The 17,311-nt window shown below is 61.7% G+C and carries 18 protein-coding genes, 2 tRNA genes and 1 riboswitch; of the genes, 13 read left to right on the top strand and 7 right to left on the bottom strand.

Annotated features, from left to right (window positions below):
* Nucleotides 1-144 precede the first annotated feature (144 nt).
* The 6 genes from B208_RS0113285 (at nucleotide 145) to B208_RS0113310 (ending at nucleotide 4,531) form a co-directional block, all read left to right on the top strand.
* Nucleotides 145-1,089 (top strand): aminopeptidase, encoded by a 945-nt coding sequence (locus B208_RS0113285; protein ID WP_007979712.1) that lies wholly within the window; start codon nucleotides 145-147, stop codon nucleotides 1,087-1,089.
* Between the two features lie 12 nt (nucleotides 1,090-1,101).
* Nucleotides 1,102-1,434: a CHY zinc finger protein gene (locus tag B208_RS0113290; protein ID WP_007979711.1), complete on the top strand. Its 333-nt coding sequence runs from the start codon at nucleotides 1,102-1,104 to the stop codon at nucleotides 1,432-1,434.
* A gap of 92 nt (nucleotides 1,435-1,526) precedes the next feature.
* On the top strand, nucleotides 1,527-2,060 hold the full coding sequence (locus tag B208_RS0113295; protein ID WP_007979710.1) for a hypothetical protein: 534 nt from the start codon (nucleotides 1,527-1,529) through the stop codon (nucleotides 2,058-2,060).
* 70 nt (nucleotides 2,061-2,130) lie between these two features.
* Nucleotides 2,131-2,781 (top strand): HVO_0476 family zinc finger protein, encoded by a 651-nt coding sequence (locus tag B208_RS0113300; protein WP_026177842.1) that lies wholly within the window; start codon nucleotides 2,131-2,133, stop codon nucleotides 2,779-2,781.
* 50 nt (nucleotides 2,782-2,831) lie between these two features.
* Nucleotides 2,832-3,743: a class I SAM-dependent methyltransferase gene (locus tag B208_RS0113305; protein ID WP_007979706.1), complete on the top strand. Its 912-nt coding sequence runs from the start codon at nucleotides 2,832-2,834 to the stop codon at nucleotides 3,741-3,743.
* Nucleotides 3,744-3,769: 26 nt separating this feature from the next.
* Nucleotides 3,770-4,531: a protein-L-isoaspartate O-methyltransferase family protein gene (locus B208_RS0113310; protein ID WP_026177843.1), complete on the top strand. Its 762-nt coding sequence runs from the start codon at nucleotides 3,770-3,772 to the stop codon at nucleotides 4,529-4,531.
* 3 nt (nucleotides 4,532-4,534) lie between these two features.
* Here B208_RS0113310 and B208_RS0113315 read toward each other — a convergent pair whose 3' ends face one another.
* On the bottom strand, nucleotides 4,535-5,020 hold the full coding sequence (locus B208_RS0113315; protein WP_007979700.1) for an Ig-like domain-containing protein: 486 nt from the start codon (nucleotides 5,018-5,020) through the stop codon (nucleotides 4,535-4,537).
* A gap of 76 nt (nucleotides 5,021-5,096) precedes the next feature.
* Here B208_RS0113315 and B208_RS0113320 point away from each other — a divergent pair, with 76 nt between their 5' ends.
* The 3 genes from B208_RS0113320 to crcB all read left to right on the top strand — a co-directional run bounded on the left by B208_RS0113320 (nucleotide 5,097) and on the right by crcB (nucleotide 7,056).
* Nucleotides 5,097-6,125 (top strand): ATP-binding protein, encoded by a 1,029-nt coding sequence (locus B208_RS0113320; protein ID WP_007979698.1) that lies wholly within the window; start codon nucleotides 5,097-5,099, stop codon nucleotides 6,123-6,125.
* 101 nt (nucleotides 6,126-6,226) lie between these two features.
* A riboswitch (Fluoride riboswitch) is annotated at nucleotides 6,227-6,295 on the top strand.
* Between the two features lie 9 nt (nucleotides 6,296-6,304).
* A complete protein-coding gene (locus B208_RS0113325; RefSeq protein ID WP_007979696.1) occupies nucleotides 6,305-6,697 on the top strand; it encodes a CrcB family protein in 393 nt (130 codons plus the stop codon).
* Nucleotides 6,694-7,056 (top strand): fluoride efflux transporter CrcB, encoded by a 363-nt coding sequence (crcB, locus tag B208_RS0113330; RefSeq protein WP_007979694.1) that lies wholly within the window; start codon nucleotides 6,694-6,696, stop codon nucleotides 7,054-7,056. The genes B208_RS0113325 and crcB overlap by 4 nt, the downstream gene beginning before the upstream one ends.
* Before the next feature lie 72 nt (nucleotides 7,057-7,128).
* Here crcB and B208_RS0113335 read toward each other — a convergent pair whose 3' ends face one another.
* The 3 genes from B208_RS0113335 to B208_RS0113345 form a co-directional block, all read right to left on the bottom strand.
* On the bottom strand, nucleotides 7,129-7,560 hold the full coding sequence (locus B208_RS0113335; RefSeq protein ID WP_007979692.1) for a universal stress protein: 432 nt from the start codon (nucleotides 7,558-7,560) through the stop codon (nucleotides 7,129-7,131).
* A gap of 68 nt (nucleotides 7,561-7,628) precedes the next feature.
* Nucleotides 7,629-10,079, bottom strand: coding sequence for an efflux RND transporter permease subunit (locus B208_RS0113340; protein ID WP_007979689.1), 2,451 nt, complete (start codon nucleotides 10,077-10,079; stop codon nucleotides 7,629-7,631).
* Between the two features lie 6 nt (nucleotides 10,080-10,085).
* Nucleotides 10,086-11,669: a COG1361 S-layer family protein gene (locus B208_RS0113345; RefSeq protein WP_007979687.1), complete on the bottom strand. Its 1,584-nt coding sequence runs from the start codon at nucleotides 11,667-11,669 to the stop codon at nucleotides 10,086-10,088.
* A 307-nt stretch (nucleotides 11,670-11,976) separates the two neighbouring features.
* Here B208_RS0113345 and B208_RS0113350 point away from each other — a divergent pair, with 307 nt between their 5' ends.
* Nucleotides 11,977-12,384: a hypothetical protein gene (locus tag B208_RS0113350; RefSeq protein ID WP_007979685.1), complete on the top strand. Its 408-nt coding sequence runs from the start codon at nucleotides 11,977-11,979 to the stop codon at nucleotides 12,382-12,384.
* Nucleotides 12,385-12,468: 84 nt separating this feature from the next.
* Here the strand turns inward: B208_RS0113350 and B208_RS0113355 are convergent.
* The 3 genes from B208_RS0113355 to B208_RS0113365 all read right to left on the bottom strand — a co-directional run bounded on the left by B208_RS0113355 (nucleotide 12,469) and on the right by B208_RS0113365 (nucleotide 13,411).
* A tRNA-Asp gene (locus B208_RS0113355) sits at nucleotides 12,469-12,541 on the bottom strand.
* Nucleotides 12,542-12,625: 84 nt separating this feature from the next.
* Nucleotides 12,626-13,066 carry a group I intron-associated PD-(D/E)XK endonuclease gene (locus B208_RS0113360; protein ID WP_007979683.1) on the bottom strand — a complete coding sequence of 147 codons (441 nt, stop codon included), beginning with the start codon at nucleotides 13,064-13,066 and terminating at the stop codon, nucleotides 12,626-12,628.
* 272 nt (nucleotides 13,067-13,338) lie between these two features.
* Nucleotides 13,339-13,411: transfer RNA gene (locus B208_RS0113365), tRNA-Asp, on the bottom strand.
* A 289-nt stretch (nucleotides 13,412-13,700) separates the two neighbouring features.
* Here B208_RS0113365 and B208_RS0113370 point away from each other — a divergent pair.
* The 3 genes from B208_RS0113370 to rpoB are packed head-to-tail and all read left to right on the top strand — an operon-like array spanning nucleotide 13,701 to nucleotide 17,310.
* Nucleotides 13,701-13,928: a DNA-directed RNA polymerase subunit H gene (locus B208_RS0113370; RefSeq protein ID WP_007979681.1), complete on the top strand. Its 228-nt coding sequence runs from the start codon at nucleotides 13,701-13,703 to the stop codon at nucleotides 13,926-13,928.
* Nucleotides 13,928-15,484: a DNA-directed RNA polymerase subunit B'' gene (locus tag B208_RS0113375; RefSeq protein ID WP_007979678.1), complete on the top strand. Its 1,557-nt coding sequence runs from the start codon at nucleotides 13,928-13,930 to the stop codon at nucleotides 15,482-15,484. The genes B208_RS0113370 and B208_RS0113375 overlap by 1 nt, the downstream gene beginning before the upstream one ends.
* Nucleotides 15,484-17,310, top strand: a complete 1,827-nt coding sequence (rpoB, locus tag B208_RS0113380) for a DNA-directed RNA polymerase subunit B (RefSeq protein ID WP_007979677.1) — start codon at nucleotides 15,484-15,486, stop codon at nucleotides 17,308-17,310. Before B208_RS0113375 ends, rpoB begins: the two co-directional genes overlap by 1 nt.
* Nucleotide 17,311: the final 1 nt, after the last annotated feature.

Here is a 17,311-nt window from a genome sequence, read left to right on the forward strand (position 1 = left end):
TCGAGCGACGATGCAGGAAAACAACTCGATAGCGAGTAATTCGCGGGTTTTCGGGCGAATTCACCTCTCGGGGAACCGAGAGATAGCGCATCCGACCGTACTAAAAGGGAACACCTAACCGCCCCGGAGCGCAACCGCCCTGGTATGAGTCTGGACGACGCCGCGAGAACCGCCGTCGAGCAGTGTATGGCACTCGAAGCGGACGAATCGTGTGCGATAATCACCGACGACAAGCGCTGGGACATCGGCAAGGCGCTGTACGATACCGCGAGCGAGATTACCGACGACGTGACGATTACGCGCTATCCCGTCGGAACTCAGCACGGTGAGGAGCCGCCCGCCTCCGTCGCCGCCGCGATGGCCGCCGCCGACGTCGTTCTCGCGCCGACCACGAAAAGCCTCAGCCACACGCGCGCCCGAGGAGACGCGAACGAGGAAGGCGCGCGAATTGCCACCCTCCCCGGCATCACGAAGGAAGTGATGATCACCGGACTCGCGGCCGACTACGAGACCATCGACCAGCACTGCACGGACGTGCTCGCGCAAGTCGAAGGTGCCGAGGAAATCCGCGTCACGACCGAGGCCGGAACCGACATCACCTTCGAACCCGGCGACCGCGAGTGGTACGACGACACCGGCCTCTGTCACGACCCCGGCGACTTCACCAACCTCCCCGCGGGCGAGGTGTTCGTCAGCCCCGAGAACGTCAACGGCCGCTACGTCGTGGACGGAACCATGCGCCCGCACGGCCTCCTCGAAGAGGGACAAACCCTCGAATTCGAAGTCGAGGACGGCTACGTCACGAGTATCAGCGACGACGAGATTCGCGCTCAGGTCGAAACTGCATCAGAGGAAGTCGGCCAAGACGCCTACAACCTCGCCGAACTCGGCATCGGAACCAACGTCGCGGTGTCCGAACTCGTCGGCTCCGTCCTACTGGACGAGAAGGCTGGCGGAACGGTCCACATCGCCATCGGCGACGACGCGGGAATCGGCGGCGACACGGACGCCCCGCTTCACTTGGACGGCATCATTCGGGAACCGACGGTGTACGCTGATGGCGAAGAGGTCGAACTGCCACAGCCCTAAAACGGTCGAGCGATGCGAATCATCCACGGAACCGCGATCCACGGCGTCGATGTGGACGCCGAGACCCGTTGTGCGCACTACGACACCGAGCGGGACGTAATCGCCATTCGGTTCGCGTGTTGTGAGGAATACTATCCCTGCTTTCGGTGTCACGACGCGGTTGCCGACCATCCGCGGGAACCGTGGCCCGAAGACGAACAAGACACGGAGGCGGTGCTGTGCGGCGTTTGCGGCGCGGAAATGACGATTACCGCGTACCTCGACTGCGGTTCGCGCTGTCCGGACTGCGGTGCGGCGTTCAATCCGGGGTGTGCGAACCACTACGAGTTGTATTTCGACGGGTGAGTTCGACCGAGTTCGGTACGCGGATGTTCCAACCGGACGGCGCTCGTCTCACTCACCACAAAATTGTTACTTCATGGGGGGTAGTGGATGGTATGAACCGTCGCACGCTCCTCGCTGGAATCTCCCTTCCGCTCGTCGGCGGTGGCGTCGTCGTCGCACAGCAACTCGATTATCGCCGCGACAAGGACTTTTCCATCCGAACTGATCCCCCGATAACTGAACACGAATTCGAACTGGTAGACGTGACGAAGGGATTCGACGACGAAAACTACGACCCTGGAAAGCAGTTCGGTAATTACGCCACGGTCGAATTCGATTCGACCGAAAACCGAGTTCGCGTGCTTGGACAGGTTAAAAGCGGTGGACGGTCGTGCAAGGAGACGGAGCTCAAATCACTCCGGTACGACGAACGATCGGATACGCTCACGGTGGCCGTCTTCGACGATTATATCTCCCACGGAGTCTGCACGCTCGAATTGGGGATTGTCCCGTACACGGTCAGCGTGAACTTCGAATCGGACCTCCCGTCACGGGTCGTCGTTGCGCACGTCAAGGACGCCGCGGGAATCATCGACGGTGAAAATGTCGTCTACGAGAAAGCGTTCTCCAGCGAGAACCGAAATTGACGACGGCAATCGAACACCCCCCTTCGCCCAACTCCACGCACTTTTACGCGCCGAGTCCCTACACCGCTCCATGAGCGATACAGCGGAACGTGTGGCAGTCGTCTGCCCATCCTGTTCCCCCGATTTGGAGACGGTTCACGAGGTCCTCAAACCGGGTGGACAGGCGACGGTACGATGCACAGAGTGCGACCACGTTCACAAGACGAAAATCGAGGAGGAGACAACCGAGGAAATAGATGTCGTCGTCTCGCAGGAAGGCGAGTCGTTCACCGCGAAGGCCGACGTTCCGGTCGAGGAGAACCTCGCCGTCGGCGAGGAGTTCGTCCTCGAAACCGACGAGGCCATCTTCGTCGTCAGGATTACCAGCCTCGAACAGGACCAAAATCGCCGCGTCGAGGAATCGCTCGCACCCGACGTCGAAACCATCTGGACGCGCGCCGTGGACAACGTGAGCGTCAACGTCACGATTCACCCCAACGACGGCCGTCGGGACAATTCCCGAAGCGTCAAGGTGAGCATTCCCGGCGACTACGAGTTCGTCGTCGGCGAAACCGAGGAACTGGCGGACGAGGAGTTCACCATCGACGGCATCCTCGTCACGGACGACGCCTCCGGCTACGACCACGACCGTCTCGACTTCGACGGCGACGCCGTGCTCGCCAAGGACGTGAAACGGATTTACGCCGAGGACGAGGGTTCGACCGCGTGGTCCGCGTGGTAATCGACCGCGCCAGCACCTAGCTTTTTTCGCCTCGCAATCGTCGTTCAGGCATGGACTACCGAGAACTCTGTTTACTGTGGGCTGCCCGCGAGACCGGCATCATCGATGCCGTCATGTTCCGCGCCGGAACGCCCGCAGAAGTCGCCGCCGAAACAGACGTTACCGAGCGCGCCGCCCGAATCACGCTCTCCGCGATGACCGAATTGGGTTTTCTCGAACGCGTCGACGGCGAATACGAGGCGACCAACCGGGCGCTCGGGTTGTTCGCCAAAACGGACGTGCGTTCCATCGGGACGGTGCCACACCAGATGGACTGTCTCGACCGCTGGTTCGCGCTTCCCGAGACGATGCGAACCGGACGTCCGCCCGAGCCATCCGACGAGTGGACGGCGAACTTCATGGGCGCGATGGCGACAATCGATGACGCGACGGTTCGGACGTGTGTCACGGAAGCGGTTCACGAGAACCCCGACGCGGAGCGCGTCCTCGATATCGGCGGCGGCCCCGGTAGTTTCTCGAAGGAATTCGCCCATCGCGGCTACGACGTGACGTTGTTCGACCAGTCCGACGTCATCGATGTCGACCGGACGTTCCTCGAACACGAACCCATCGAACTCGTTCCCGGCGACGCGACCGACGACCTTCCGACCGGGTTCGACCTCGCGTTCTGCTCGCGGGTCGCACACGCGCTCGGTCCGGCCGAAAACCGCGCGCTCTCGAAGAACGTCTACGACGCCCTCGAACCCGGCGGCGTCGCCGTCTTCATCGACAAGGTTCGAGGGTGGGCCGACGACGCGGCGCTGTTCGGCGCACACATGCTCGCACAGACGGAGAACGGCGATACGTACACCGAAGACCAGTTCGAAGGCTGGTTCGATGACGCCGGGTTCGATGACTTCGAGATTCGGGACGTTCCGGGAACGAACCAGCAAGCCATCGTCGGCTACAGGCCGCGCCATTGAAGAACGTCGGACCCCAAACCGGATTCATGGAACCGACGGTGCTGCGCGACGATATGGTCGCCAGCCTCGAACACGAGATGAAGGGGCTCGTCCGGAGCGAGCACGTCGGTCTCGCGCTCCGAACGGTCCCTCGTCACGAATTCGTCCCCCTCGAAGCCAGCGACGGCGCGTACTCCGACCGGTCGTTCGACCACCGGGGGACGCGAATACTGTCCCCGAGCACCGTCGCCCGACTGATGGAAGCTCTCGACGTTCGTGAGGACGATTCCGTCCTCGTCGTGGGTGCGGGCGTCGGCTACACGTCCGCGGTGCTGGCCGAAATCGTGGGCGAGCAGAACGTCCACGCGGTCGATATCACGCGAACCATGGTCTACGAGGCGCGGCAGAACCTCGGTTCGTCGGGCTACGGCGGCGTCTTCGTCGACTGCCGCGACGGTGCCGATGGCCTGCCCGAGTACGCACCGTTCGACCGCATCCTCGTCGAGGCGGCGGCCATCGAACCGCCGCGCACCCTCGTCGAACAGCTGACAGCGGACGGCCGGTTGGTGATTCCGCTGGGCGGAGGGATACAGCGGTTGACCGCCGTCGAACGCGCTTCGGACGGAACTCCCGACATCGGACGTGAGTTCGGCACCGTCGCGTTCGCCCCGCTCCTCGTCGATGGCGAGCAGTCGGACACCATCGAGCGCAACCGCACTACTCGGGAGGACCGCGAGTTCGCGGACCGCAACGCCCAAGCCCGCCACGGTTGGGAACACGAGTGGATCGACTGGGACGGATACAGCTAATTCTTAGTCGGCAACGACCAGTATTTGCGTGTTCGCTCGCTTGTCCGCAAACTCGCTCCCAGCGGGTGGTTTGATGTCTATTTCGAGCGTTCCGTCCTCCTGATTCGGCCCCAGTTCGGGGTCGAGTGAGAGCGTCGCACCTCCGTTCTTTCCGGTCGTCGCCGTCTGGATGTGTTCCAACGTGGCGGAGTCCCCTTTCACGACGACGGTCGCCCCCGACACCGGTTTGCCGTCCGAATCGATGACGGAGATATCGACCGACTGGTGGCCCGGTTGAACTACTTCCGGGGTCGGTTTCGCGTCGAGTTCGCTCACCGCCAATCCGTTGAGTCCCGACAGCATGTTCATCATGACACTTAAACTGGCGACCCCCACGACGAGCGCGATGACCAGCCGAATCGGCAGTCCTTCGATGGCTCGGTCGTCCGACCGGAACAGTTGCAGTTTGCGGTTGGTTCGCCTCGTCCGAAGCCGTTGACGCACAGACATGGCCCGGAGTGGTTCTGGTTTCGAATATAAACCTTCGTCCGAGGGTTTATATCGGAAGTCGGGACCAGCACCCCACATGACGGACGTTCTGGGTCGGACGGGCGACGGCGGCGTTTCGGGTGCACTCGGAACCTACCGGGCACGCGACGGCAGCGCGGGTGCACCTGTTCGAATCGATTTGGACGGCCCGCACGCCGCGTTGGTGGTTGGCAAACGCGGCTACGGGAAATCCTACACTCTCGGCGTGCTGGTCGAAGAACTCGCACGCGCGGACGGCGTTTCTCCCGTCGTCGCCGACCCGATGGGCGCGTTTCGGATGTTCGCGGACGTTCCGGGATTCTCGGTTATCGAGGAGCCGCGCGTCTCCGCGAACGCGCTTTCGCCGCGAGCGTGGTGCGAACTCCTCGGTCTCGACCACGAGAGTGCCGTCGGGTCGCTGGTGTGGCAGGCGGCCGCGAAGACGGAAACGCTCGCGGCGATGGACGAGTACGTCTGGAACGCCGACGTGGCGCGGGCGACCCGCCGGGCGGCCCGAAATCACCTCGTACTCGCGGATTCGTGGGACGTGTTTTCCCCCGACGGACTCACCGCCGCGGACAGGCAGTCCGCGGCGACGATACTGGACTGTTCGGGCTACGACGCCGCACCGATGAACGCCGTCGTTCGGGCGGTTGCGGAAGACCTGTATCGCGCTCGGGTCACGGAATCCGTGGCGACGCTTCCGTGGCTCGTCGTGGACGAAGCGCACGCCTTCTTCGACGGAATCGCCGGACCGGCGCTTCGAACCATCGTGACGCGCGGACGGCGGCCGGGCGTCAGTTTCGTCGCCGCAACACAGCGCCCGGCCGCTCTCCCCGACGTGGCGGTTTCACAGTCCGACCTACTCGTTTCCCACCGTCTGACCTCGCGGGCCGACCGTGAAGCCCTCGCCCGCGCTCGCCCGACGTACATGCACGGGTCGTTCGCCGACCGAATGCCCGAGACGCCCGGTTCGGCGCTGGTCGTTGACGACGCGACCGAAAGCGTCCACGCGGTGCAGGTTCGAACGCGGCGCGTCGAACACGGCGGCGGCAGTCCGAGCGCGAGCGAACTGGCAGACGGGTGACCGCCGGCAGACGATACCCATCGAGCAACCGAGAATCGTCGAGTAGTCGGTGACTGCCGGGTCGTTTCGAGTCCGTTAAGTGCGTTCGATAAGGAGTACCGGACTAACTGGGCGATGGAGTCCGCCTTCCCCAACCGCCGAACGCGTCGGCTGATGACTCCTTTTCGAGAGCGACAGATATGGGAAGCAAACATCCACTCCACACGATAGAAGTCCTGCTGCTAATCGGCGTCGGCGGATTCGCGGGGTCGAACCTCCGGTACTTCGTCAGCCTCGTCGAACCCGGGTTGACGGGGACGCTCATCGCCAACGTCGCGGGTTGTTTCGCGCTCGGCTTCATCCTGTACGAAGCCATCTACATGGGCTACCTCGCCGACCAAACGCACTTCGTCGTCGGCACAGGATTCCTCTCCTCGTTTACGACGTACAGCACGTTCGCCGTTCAGACGACGCAGGCGGCGTCGCCGCTGTGGATGGTCGGAAACGTCGTGGCCAACTACGGCCTCGGGTTTCTGGGCGTCATGCTCGGCCGCTCGCTCGCCCGCTTCGTCAACGGGGGAGTGAGCGAATGACCTCGCTCGACCCCGCGCACATCGTCGGGACCGGTGGCGCAATCGGGGCGCTCTGTCGCCATTTCGTCAGCGAACGGGTCGATGCCGACGAATTCCCAATCGGGACGTTCACGGTGAACGTCGCGGGGAGTTTCGTCCTCGGACTCCTCACGTTCCTCTCCATCGACAACCAACTGGCGCTGCTGCTCGGGACCGGCGCGTGCGGGTCGTTTACGACCTTCTCGTCGTTCTCCTTCGAGACCTTCCGGTTGTGGGAGACCGGCGAACGGTTGCGCGCGACCGTCAACGCCTTCGGCAACCTCGCCGGTGCCGGAATCGCCATCGCGGTGGCGTGGGGCGTCGTCCAACTCCTCGGCTAGTTGAGTGCGGACCCTTCGTTTCCCACCTGTTGTCAGTCTCCCGTTGGTTGCTGATTCCCCGCAGATTGCCGCTCACGCCGTCACGCGAACGACCAGTATCGGCAGGGTCGAATTGCGGATGACCTTCTCGGTGACGCTTCCGTTCAGGAAGTGTTCGACCCCGCTTCGGCCGTGCGTTCCCATCACCACGACTTCGATGCCGTTCTCGTCTGCGTAGTCGAGGATTTCCTCGTGAGGAATCCCTCGCAGGAGTTCGGTTTCGACCGGAACGCCCCGTTCGTCCGCCCGCTTTCGAACGTCCGCAATCGCGCTCTCGCCTCGTTCGGTTCGGTCGCGTTCGATGGTGAGCCACTTGGCATCCGACAAGGTGCTGTACTCGCGCGTATCGACGACGGACACCGCGTGTATCCGCCCGCCCGTGGACGCCGCGAGGTCGAGCGCCTCCGCGATGGCGTCTTCGATTTCGGGACTGCCATCGGTCGGAACGAGTATCTCGCCGTACATCTCCCGCACGTTCGGTGGGCATCGGAATAACTGTACTGCAGCCACGGCGTTCGAAGGGAAGGTGGATGTTACTCGAAATACCGCTCCCACACGACGATGACGGAGGGGGTCAACAGGACCGCCGTGAGATACGAGTAAAAGATGCTCAGGGCGGTCACGAGTCCGAACTGGCCGAGAACGGGGGTGATGGCGAGGACGAGGACGCCCGTCCCGGCGACCGTGGTGAGCATGCTGCCGGTTAGCGCGCCCCCGGTTCCGCGGACGGTGCGCGTAAGGGCGGCGAACACGTCCGTCTCGTGTTCGAATTCGTCGGTGAATCGGTGAACGACGTGGGCGGAGTAGTCGGTCCCGAGCCCGAGCGCGATGGCGAGCACTGTCGCCGTCAGCGCGTTGAACGGGATGCCGAGTAACCGCATCGTCCCGGCGAGGAGTGAGACCGCGACGACGATTGGAAAGAGGTTGATGACGCCGAACGCGGCCCGGCCGACGAGGACGCGATAGACGAACGCGAGAAAGATGGCCGTGGCGAGGAGTGCAGTGGCGAGGCTTCGAAGCGCGGACGCGAAGATGATGGCCGCGATGGACTGGAAGACGACCGTTTCGCCGGTGGCAGTCGCGTCGAGACGGTAGCGGTCGGCCACCTGCTGGGCGTCGCGGGTGATGGCGTTCTGCGACGCGCCGCTTTTCATCGTGTAGACGACCTGTGTACTCCGCTGATCCTCCGTGATGTACTGGAGTGCCTGCCCGCGAGCGGGGGACGAGAGCAACCGGTCGTAAATCTGTCCGAGGTTATCGTCGGGAACGCCGTCGCCGTCGATGTCGTTTCGTTCGACGAGTTGTCGGAACTCGTCCGACTGACGGCTGTAATTTTGGATGACGGTGATGATGCTTTCGGACTCCGCCCGTCTGTCCGCTTGAGCGAAGGACTTCGGCGGATTTCGGTTGGCGTGCTGAATCGATTCGAGCGCGTAATCCTCGCGGAGCGGCCCCTGCACGTATATCGTCACTGTATCCCCCTGTACGGCGGCGAACTTCTCGTCGAGGAAGTTCGTCGTCTCGGTGACGGTGTACGTTCCCGGCGCGAACGGTTCGGGAAGCGATTGGAGATAGCTCGGCGTCTGCTCCGGCGGAAGGAAATCCTCGTTCGAAAACGACGTGTCGATGCCGGTCGCGTAGTAGCCCGAAACGACCGTCAGGACGAGCGCGGCGGCGAGAACGACCGGCGCGCCCCGGCGGGCGAGCGTGACGCTCCCCTGCAGGAGTCGTCCCAAGGCGGACCCCTCCTCGCCGAGCGGTCGAAGCCCGAACACGGGAAGCCCGACACGGTCCCGGAACCGGTCAGCCGTGACCTTTGCCGCGGGGAGGAAGATGCCGAAGATGAGGGCCGTGACCACGATGCCAATCGCAGCGACCAACCCGAACTCGCGAATCGGTTGGAGGCGACTCGTCAGGTTCGACGCGAAGCCCAACGTGGTTGTTCCCGTGACGATGAAGAACGCGACGAGCAGCTGGTCGGTCGTCCGACGCATCGAAGGGCTGATGTCCAACCCGGTGACGCGTTCTTCCCGGTAGCGGTTGATGGCGTGGATACCGTAGTCGATACCGACCGCGAGGAGCAGGGGCGGCACGGCGACGAGCAGTTGCGTGAACGGAATGCCGATCCACCCCATGAACCCCAACGTCCAGATGATGGTCATCACCAGCGAGACAACGCCCAGGAGGAGGTCGAGCGGGTCGCGGTAGGCGAAGAGGAGAAAGACGAGTATCAGCACCGCGGCGGCGGGTGTGACGATGATGAGCGAGTCGAAGGTGACGTTCGATAGTTCCGACGAGATGATGCCGCTCCCGAACACCCGAATGTCGCTATCGACGCTTCCGACGACCGATTCGGACCGAACCTGAATCCGGGTCAGCGGGTCGTCGCCGCTCGATTCGGCACCCGCCTGCTGTGCCAACCCGCGCGGAATCTCGTGCTCGACGATGCCGATGGTCGCCGACGCGGAAGCCGACCGACGGTTGAAATCCTTGCTCAACAGGGCGCGGAAGCCGGGGTTCGTCGCCGCCCGCCGAACCGCGGTTTCGACCTCGGTCGGGGTCGCACGCCGCACAGTTCGAATCTGCGCTTCGAGCGTCGTCGCGTTCGGGTTGAGCGTCCCGGCGACGATTCTCGCCGCGCTCGTCGTCGAGGAAACGCGGAATTCGGTGCGGCGTTCGAGGCGATACTGCGCCTTCAACATCGCCAGCAGTTCGGGTTTCGAGAGCACGTTCCGTCCGGTCTGGATGAGCTGGGTGCTCCCGTTCTCCGCCGCGAACGGCGGCGTGAACTCGCGGTTTACGGCGTCGAACGCCTCCTGTGCCGGGCTGTCCTCGGTGAACTGGCTCGTCCCGGATTCGGTCGAAACGCGAACGAGCCCGGTACCGAGGACGACCGTCAGCACGAGAAAGACGAGTATCACCCTCTTCGATCGGTCGGCTATCCACACGTCGAGCCAATCGATGACGCGTTGATAGTCCACCATCGGAACTCACCGCCGTCGAATGACGAAGACGGCGACGAGGACGAGCAGGACGGCAAGCACGACGATGGCGACGAGTCCCCCGGTTCCGCTCGAAAACGACAGCACACCCTCCTGCCTCGGGGCCGTCACCCGAATCGGAACCTCGTACGTGTCGGTGAGTTTCGTCTCCCCGTCCGGCGTGTCGTACTGGAAGTCCACCGACATCGGATACGCGTTCGGGAGCGTCCCCCCGTCGGCGCTCACGTCGAACCTGATGGTCGCCGATTCGTTCGGTTCCAGTTTCTCGATGAACGCACCGTTGTCGTTGATGGTCAACGGACTGTCCACGAACGCCTGCGCGTCGATGTTCCGCACCGTTCGGTCGTCGTTGTTCGTGACGACGAGCGAAACCGTCGCCGTCGATCCCGCCTCGACCGAGGCGCGTTTCGCGTCGATTCGGAACTCGTCCCGTCGCGGGCCGACCGGAACCCGCGCGTCGAGCGGATTGCTCTGTCGCGGGTCGCCGTCCTGATTCTGATATCGAACGACGAACGAAAGCTGTCGCGGGCCGCGGTCGGCGCTGTCGCTCACGTCGATTCGGTACTCGAACGGCGTCGATTCGCCCGCATCGAGCGACCCGAGCGCGTACTCCGTCTCCTTCGGCGAGAGGTTCTCCCCCTGCGACGTGAGGACGAGGACGGCGTTGGGCGCGCGCTGTGGTCCCTCGTTGGTCACGGTCCCGGACACGGTTCCCTCCTGTCCCACGCGCAACGTGCTGGTCACGGTATCGAACGAGAACGACTGCTCCGGGTCGGGAATGATGCCGATGAGATGCGGCTCCGTCTGATTCCTGGTCCCCTCCTCCCGGTACGAAATCGAGAGGCTGAACGGGTAGCTCCCGCCGACCGTATCGTTCTTCGCCGTCACCCGATACTGGAACGTCTGCCGTTCGTTCGACGACCACTCGTTCACGAACTGGCTGGCGTTGGGCGACCGGCCGAGCGTGAGTTGCTCGTTCGCGGACCGAAGCGACACGATGGCGTCGTTCACGTCCCGCCCCGTGTTCTCCACGGTCACCGATATCACTCCCGTATCGCCCGCCTGCACGTTCGAGGAGATGGACGTCACCTCGAACCGCTCCAGTCGAATCCGCTCGCTCGGTTGTACGCCGAACGTGTACGGTCCCGCCCGCCTCTGTGAGCCGTCCCCCGCCGTGAACGAGATGTTCGCCTCGAACGGGTAGTTCTCGACTTCGGCGAACTCCTCCGCGAGGAGGCTGTATTTCACCGTCCGTCGCTCGCCCGCCGCCCAGTTTCCGACCTGCTTTCGGGCGGTCTGTGATGGTCCGAACCGAACGCTCTCGTTCGGTGACCGAACCGAGATGCTCGCGTTCGAAACGTCCTCCCCGGTGTTCTCGAACGTGATGGAGAGGTTCCCGGTCCCGTTTATCGGTACGTTCGAGGCGACCGATACGATTCTGAATTGACCCGTCGGTGCCTGTGCTTCCTGTTCGATAGCCGCCCCGCTCGTCGGATTTGCGGTTCCCATCCACAGTCCCCCGTGGACGACCAGCAGCAGGAGTCCTATCGAAATGACGGCTCGACCGTTCATCCGTCACGTCCCGTCGAACCCGTCTCCCCCATTTGCGCCATTCGTTTCCCCCGCTCTCTTGTCACGTCGTCATGATTCCTATAGGTTTGGCCCGTCGAACGATGCCGGGTGGTCAGTTCGACGGGGATGTGTCTCGGTCGTTCACAAAATGTGGCCTTGTAGAAATCCCCCCGCGGTGATGAGATTCAGTGATCCTGCTGGATACGGGCGCGTATCTATCATGACATCCGATTATTTGTGTCCCCTTCTCACTTTCAGATTCCGTATCGACCCCAAATGGTTCGTAGCTTCGATATGAACTGTAAATATGGGAACTGCCGAGCGAGGATTGGTCTCGTGGGTATCAGCGACCGTTGATTTCCTTCTGGCAGTGTTCGGGTTCATAATTGTGCTGTATCCGATGGTCTCGCTCGGAAACGCAGTTTTCGGGTCGCCGGCTTCGGCCTCGACAGTCGGCTTGGTTATCGGTGTGCTGGCGGTCGGTGGAGCGTATCCCATGGTTGCGGGCGATTGGTCGCTCGGACAGCTCGGTGAATACGTGTTCGTCCTTACCGTCGCCACATTCGGGTGGGGACTCCTCGGGATGATAGTGATACTCGTCTCGGGGCTTTCGTTAGCCGGGAGTAACCCGGTTCCACGAGCGATAGTCTGGGTCGCGGCCTCTCTGACCGCCTATATCGTCGTCTACCGAACCCGGTTGACGGTTCTCGACTAACTCCGATTTGCAGGGTTCAAATCTTCTCGACCGATAGAAACTGAGACAGAGCAATCGCTCGTGAATCGTTGTTTCGTTAGAAAGCGCCCGAGGCGGGATTTGAACCCGCGTCACAACCGTGACAGGGTTGTATGATGGGCCACTACACCACCCGGGCCTTCGACGCATCTTCTTCTTTCCCCCGGACTTATTAAGGGGTGTCGATTTCGTCGTCCTTTGGTACCCGTTATCTCGGGTTCCGTTACGATCCACTTTTCGGAGGGATTTCTCCGTCGAACTCGTACTCTTCTGCCCAGTTGATCGACGGATGGTCTATTTTCCCTTCGAAGCGAAGTTCCATCTTTTGCTCGGTTGCCTCGTCGATCGCTATCCAATAGGTTTTCTTGTTTCCAGGGTACCGAACAACAAACGCATCTATCTCTCCATCATACGTGTTCTCGTGATAGTTCCCACCCTTTGTCGTTTGGGTGTGAGTGTTGAACCGCATCGTTTTCTTTTTGTTCTGCCATGCGGTTTTACATTGAACTCGATATAAATCTCCCATATCGTCTATTATCAAATCGTATTTGTCGTTGTCACCGAACGGAATTGAAACGCTATATCCATAGGATATCATCTCGTGGATTATCTTCGCCTCTGTTTTATCACCTCTATCTTTCGTGTTACCTCTCTCTTCTGACATCCGTTGAAATAGACTCGATTCCATCTTATTGACTATTTCGGTGCGTGATATATTACTGGATCTTAATTGTATGATTGACTCGGATCGCTAATCGGCATTCAGCCAAGAAACGCCCGAGACAGAATTCGGCTTCCATCGAGGTTGAGAGATGGACCCACCACACACGAACTATTGTTCTATCTGGTAGTGTTCAAGGCCGAATCCAAATTCCCGTTTGCACAAAGACGGAAATAGCGGGTGCACCGCTCGTGAATCGTTGTTCCGTTAGAAAGCGCCCGAGGCGGGATTTGAACCCGCGTCACAACCGTGACAGGGTTGTATGATGGGCCACTACACCACCCGGGCCTTCGACGCATCTTTTCCTTTCTGGCTTGTACTCTTAAGGCTTTCCAAAGCCGTCCCGTGTGGGGGTTCGTACCGAGGGATGCTAACACATCCCGGTTGCCCAAACCATTTATACCAGAACGAAGTAGATACAGGTGTTCAGTTGGGAACTTCCGTCCATTTGTACGGGGGTTCGGGATAGCCGAGCGTGTGCGAACCGACTTAGCAAGTCTTAAATGAGTGCTGCGTGTAATACCCTGTAGTATCTCGTGATAGCCATTTCTCCCGCTAGCCGGAAACTCGCGCACACATGGTAGACGTAAGCCAACACAAAATGGTTCCGGAGCACTCAATCGTCGATTCGGACGAAATCGACGAGGTGCTCGCGGAATACGACATCAAGAGTACAGACCTGCCGAAAATCAAGCGGACCGACCCCGCGCTGCCGGACGACGCAGAGCCGGGTGACGTCATCAAAATCGTCCGCAACTCCCGAACGACGGAGAACGCCGTCGTGTATCGACTCGTGGTGGAATAATGCAACAGGAAGATCGACGCACACTATCGAGGGAGTATTTCTCGAAAGAACGACTCGCGGAGCATCACTATCGCTCGTTTAACGCCTTCCTGAATCGCGGCATGCAGGAAGTCGTAACCGAGAAGGGAATAATCGACACGGACATCGGTGACAAGGAGGGCGAAGAACCGGTGTTCGTCGAACTCGGCGACATTCGCGTGGTCACCCCGCGCGTACGTGAGGCGGACGGAAGCGAAGAGCTCCTGTATCCACAGGAAGCGCGCCTCCGCAACATCACGTACGCCGCACCGGTTTTCATGGAGATGACCATCGTCAAAGGAGAGGGCGACGACAAGCGCGTCGTCGACTCCACCGAGACGAAAGTCGGTCGGATGCCGATCATGGTCGGCTCTGAGAAGTGTAACATCGCCAACTTCGACAAGGAGGACCTGGTGGAGATCGGTGAGGACCCCGCCGACCCCGGCGGCTACTTCATCGTCAACGGCTCGGAGCGCGTGCTGATGACCTCCGAGGACCTCGCCCCGAACAAGATTCTCGCCGAGTACGACACGAAGTACGGCGACGAGATTCAGGTCGCAAAGACGTTCAGCCAACGCCGCGGCTACCGCGCGCTGGTTCTCGTCGAGCGCTCGCGCGACGGCCTGCTCGAAGTGTCGTTCCCGTCGGTGTCCGGACGCGTGAACTTCGTCACGCTCGTTCGCGCGCTGGGACTCGAATCCGACGAGGAGATCGTCCACCGCGTCTCCGACGACCCGGAGATCGTGAAGTTCATGCTCGAAAACCTGGAGGCCGCCGAAGTCCAGACCCAAGAGGAGGCCATCGAAACCCTCGGGAAGCGGGTCGCCTCCGGACAGGGCAAGAACTACCAGCTGAAGCGTGCGAACTACGTCATCGACCGCTATCTCCTGCCGCACCTCCACGAGGACGGTGTCGAGGAAGAGGAAGTGCGCATCAACAAGGCGTACTACCTCGCGCGGATGGCCGAGGCGTGTTTCGAACTCGCGCTGGGACGCCGCGACTCCGACGACAAGGACCACTACGCCAACAAGCGGCTGAAGGTCTCCGGCGACCTCATGAAGGACCTGTTCCGCACGGCGTTGAACAAACTGGCGCGCGACGTGAAGTACCAGCTCGAACGCGCGAACATGCGCAACCGGCAGTTGTCCGTGAACACGGTGGTTCGATCCGACGTTCTCACCGAACGTCTCGAACACCCGATTGCGACCGGGAACTGGGTTGGTGGCCGTTCCGGCGTCTCGCAGTTGGTCGACCGGACGGACTTCATGGGTGTGCTGTCACACCTTCGCCGTCTCCGCAGTCCGCTGTCGCGGAGCCAGCCTCACTTCGAGGCCCGTGACCTGCACGCGACCCAGTGGGGTCGTATCTGCCCGTCCGAGACGCCTGAGGGACCGAACTGTGGTCTGGTGAAGAACTTCGCGCAGGCGATGGAGCTGAGCCAGAACATCGAGGACGAACAGGAACTCAAACAGGAACTGTCGTCGATGGGAGTCGAGGGGATTCCCGGAATCGAGAGCATCGAAGGGAGCGCAGACTGATGAGTCAGGGACGAGAAGCGAAAGTATACGTCAACGGCAGTTTGGTCGGGACGCACCCCGACCCCGAACAGCTCGCAAATCAGGTACGAGAGGCACGTCGGCGCGGCGACGTGAGCGAGATGGTGAACGTCTCGGTCAAGGGACGGACCAGCGAAGTCATCATCAACGCGGACGCGGGTCGTGCCCGCCGTCCGCTGCTCGTGGTCGAAGACGGCGAGACTCGTATCACGGACGAGGAAGTCGAGGCGCTCAACCAGGGCGACCTCTCGTTCGACGAACTCGTCGAGCGCGGTAAGATCGAGTTCATCGACGCCGAGGAAGAAGAGGACATCTACGTCGCGGTCGACGACGACGAGTTGAACGAGGACCACACGCACCTCGAAATCGACCCGCAGCTCATCTTCGGTATCGGTGCCGGGATGATTCCGTACCCGGAACACAACGCCAGCCCGCGCATTACGATGGGTGCGGGGATGATGAAGCAGTCCATCGGGTTGCCGTCGGCGAACTATCGAATTCGCCCGGACACGCGCCAGCACCTCTTCCACTATCCGCAGCTCTCCATGGTGAAGACGCAGACGACGGAGCAGATCGGGTTCGACGACCGACCCGCCGCCCAGAACTTCACCGTCGCGGTCATGAGCTACGAAGGGTTCAACATCGAGGACGCGCTCGTCATGAACAAAGGCTCGGTCGAACGCGCGCTCGCTCGTTCGCACTTCTTCCGGACCTACGAGGGTGAAGAACGTCGCTACCCCGGTGGACAGGAGGACCGCTTCGAGATTCCGAGCGACGACGTTCGCGGTGCCCGTGGCGAGGACGCGTACACGCACCTCGACGAGGACGGACTGGTCAACCCCGAGACGCGCGTGGACGAAAACAGCGTTCTGCTCGGCAAGACGAGTCCGCCCCGGTTCCTCGAAGAACCGGACGACATGGGCGGACTGTCGCCGCAGAAACGCCGCGAGACGAGCGTTACGATGCGCTCGGGCGAATCAGGCGTCGTGGACACCGTGACGCTGATGGAGGGTGAGGACGGCTCGAAGCTCTCCAAGGTGTCGGTGCGCGACGAGCGAATTCCCGAACTCGGGGACAAATTCGCGTCGCGGCACGGACAGAAAGGTGTCGTCGGCCACATCGCGCCGCAGGAGGACATGCCCTTCACGCAGGAGGGCGTCGTTCCCGACCTCATCGTTAACCCGCACGCGTTGCCGTCGCGCATGACGGTCGGTCACGTGCTGGAGATGATCGGCGGAAAGGTCGGTGCGATGGAAGGTCGCCGAGTCGACGGGACGGCCTTCTCCGGCGAAGACAAAGAAGAACTCCGCTCGGCGCTGCAAGAGCGCGGCTACAAGTCGTCCGGCAAGGAGATAATGTACTCCGGCGTGACGGGCGAGAAGATCGAGGCGGAGATTTTCGTCGGCACCATTCTCTATCACAAGCTCTACCACATGGTGTCGAACAAACTCCACGCCCGGTCGCGCGGCCCGGTGCAGGTGCTGACGCGCCAGCCGACGGAAGGTCGTGCCCGCGAAGGTGGTCTCCGTATCGGGACCATGGAGCGTGACTGTTTCGTCGGACACGGCGCGGCACTGGCGCTCAAAGAACGGCTTCTCGACTCCTCCGACCGCGAGTGGATCTACGTCTGCGGTCAGTGTGGCATGAGCGCGGTCGAGAACATCGACCAGAACCGCGTTTACTGCCCGAACTGCGAGGAGGAAACGGACATTCACGAAATCGATATGAGCTACGCTTTCAAGCTCCTGCTCGACGAGATGAAAGCCCTCGGCATCGCGCCGCGACTCGAACTGGAGGATACAGTCTAAA

The sequence above is a fragment of the Haladaptatus paucihalophilus DX253 genome, from assembly GCF_000376445.1.
GTDB lineage: Archaea > Halobacteriota > Halobacteria > Halobacteriales > Haladaptataceae > Haladaptatus > Haladaptatus paucihalophilus.

What these genes read in the sequence shown, in the direction of transcription:
- B208_RS0113285 (WP_007979712.1), top strand. Translation starts at nt 145, where the DNA reads ATGAGTCTGGACGACGCCGCGAGAACCGCCGTCGAGCAGTGTATGGCA.
- B208_RS0113290 (WP_007979711.1), top strand. Translation starts at nt 1,102, where the DNA reads ATGCGAATCATCCACGGAACCGCGATCCACGGCGTCGATGTGGACGCC.
- B208_RS0113295 (WP_007979710.1), top strand. Translation starts at nt 1,527, where the DNA reads ATGAACCGTCGCACGCTCCTCGCTGGAATCTCCCTTCCGCTCGTCGGC.
- B208_RS0113300 (WP_026177842.1), top strand. Translation starts at nt 2,131, where the DNA reads ATGAGCGATACAGCGGAACGTGTGGCAGTCGTCTGCCCATCCTGTTCC.
- B208_RS0113305 (WP_007979706.1), top strand. Translation starts at nt 2,832, where the DNA reads ATGGACTACCGAGAACTCTGTTTACTGTGGGCTGCCCGCGAGACCGGC.
- B208_RS0113310 (WP_026177843.1), top strand. Translation starts at nt 3,770, where the DNA reads ATGGAACCGACGGTGCTGCGCGACGATATGGTCGCCAGCCTCGAACAC.
- B208_RS0113315 (WP_007979700.1), bottom strand. Translation starts at nt 5,020, where the DNA reads ATGTCTGTGCGTCAACGGCTTCGGACGAGGCGAACCAACCGCAAACTG.
- B208_RS0113320 (WP_007979698.1), top strand. Translation starts at nt 5,097, where the DNA reads ATGACGGACGTTCTGGGTCGGACGGGCGACGGCGGCGTTTCGGGTGCA.
- B208_RS0113325 (WP_007979696.1), top strand. Translation starts at nt 6,305, where the DNA reads ATGGGAAGCAAACATCCACTCCACACGATAGAAGTCCTGCTGCTAATC.
- crcB (WP_007979694.1), top strand. Translation starts at nt 6,694, where the DNA reads ATGACCTCGCTCGACCCCGCGCACATCGTCGGGACCGGTGGCGCAATC.
- B208_RS0113335 (WP_007979692.1), bottom strand. Translation starts at nt 7,560, where the DNA reads ATGTACGGCGAGATACTCGTTCCGACCGATGGCAGTCCCGAAATCGAA.
- B208_RS0113340 (WP_007979689.1), bottom strand. Translation starts at nt 10,079, where the DNA reads ATGGTGGACTATCAACGCGTCATCGATTGGCTCGACGTGTGGATAGCC.
- B208_RS0113345 (WP_007979687.1), bottom strand. Translation starts at nt 11,669, where the DNA reads ATGAACGGTCGAGCCGTCATTTCGATAGGACTCCTGCTGCTGGTCGTC.
- B208_RS0113350 (WP_007979685.1), top strand. Translation starts at nt 11,977, where the DNA reads ATGGGAACTGCCGAGCGAGGATTGGTCTCGTGGGTATCAGCGACCGTT.
- B208_RS0113360 (WP_007979683.1), bottom strand. Translation starts at nt 13,066, where the DNA reads ATGTCAGAAGAGAGAGGTAACACGAAAGATAGAGGTGATAAAACAGAG.
- B208_RS0113370 (WP_007979681.1), top strand. Translation starts at nt 13,701, where the DNA reads ATGGTAGACGTAAGCCAACACAAAATGGTTCCGGAGCACTCAATCGTC.
- B208_RS0113375 (WP_007979678.1), top strand. Translation starts at nt 13,928, where the DNA reads ATGCAACAGGAAGATCGACGCACACTATCGAGGGAGTATTTCTCGAAA.
- rpoB (WP_007979677.1), top strand. Translation starts at nt 15,484, where the DNA reads ATGAGTCAGGGACGAGAAGCGAAAGTATACGTCAACGGCAGTTTGGTC.